Raw genomic sequence first — 985 nt, forward strand, 5'->3', positions numbered from 1 at the left:
AATCGTTGAATAAATCTTTAAAGAATAAAGTTAATTATTATCTAATTAATTATCGTTATGAACAAATAAAACAAGAACATGGAGCTATTATTAATCACATAAAAAAATTAATTAATTATTTTAAAAGATTCTCCATATCATTCATTTTAAAGAGTATTGGTGTAAGTAGAAGCTATTACTATCGTCATTTAAAAGAACACGATAAAGATATTAAATTAAAAAAGATGATTACTAAAATTAAACGTTTTAATCCAAACTATGGTTATCGACGTGTAACTTTAGCTTTGATTAATAACAACGTAGTTGTTAACCATAAAAAAGTTTTAAGATTAATGAAAACATTAAAATTAACAACTAACAGTTATAATAAAAAGAGTAGAAAGTATAATTCTTACATTGGCAAAGTGGGACACACAGCTAAAAATAGACTTCACAGAAAGTTTAAGACTGATCGTCCATATCAAAAGCTAACAACTGATGTTAGTGAATTTAGATATGGTAATCAAGATATAAATCATAGAGTTTATTTATCACCAATTATGGACTTGTTTTCGGATGAAATATTAACATGTTCTATTAGTGAACATCCAACTGTGGACTTCACTATTAAGCCAATGAAAGCTTTGATTAAGACATTACCTAATTTGGAATATAGAACTACCGTTCATAGTGATCAAGGTTTTCAGTATCAAAATAATAAATGGCAGAGACTATTAAAGAATAATCATATATTTCAATCCATGTCCCGTAAAGGGACATGCTTAGATAATGCTCAAATGGAATCTTTCTTTCATATTATGAAAACAGAAGTCATGAATGTTAATTATGAAACAAAAGATTCGTTAATTAAAACAATGAAAAATTGGATTAAATACTATAATAAATATAGAATTAAAACAAAATTAGGAGGTAAAGCTCCGAAAGAATATCGGGAACTTTACCTCCTAGAAAATAAATAGTTGTTTCGTTTTAAGGGTTCACATCA

General features: G+C 26.3%; 1 protein-coding gene. It reads left to right on the top strand.

Annotation, left to right across the window (positions count from 1 at the left end):
* On the top strand, window positions 1-959 hold a 959-nt coding region (locus tag DY123_RS07535; RefSeq protein ID WP_140936551.1), incomplete at its 5' end, for an IS3 family transposase.
* Window positions 960-985: the final 26 nt, after the last annotated feature.

The organism is Apilactobacillus micheneri, assembly GCF_006493595.1.
GTDB lineage: Bacteria > Bacillota > Bacilli > Lactobacillales > Lactobacillaceae > Apilactobacillus > Apilactobacillus micheneri.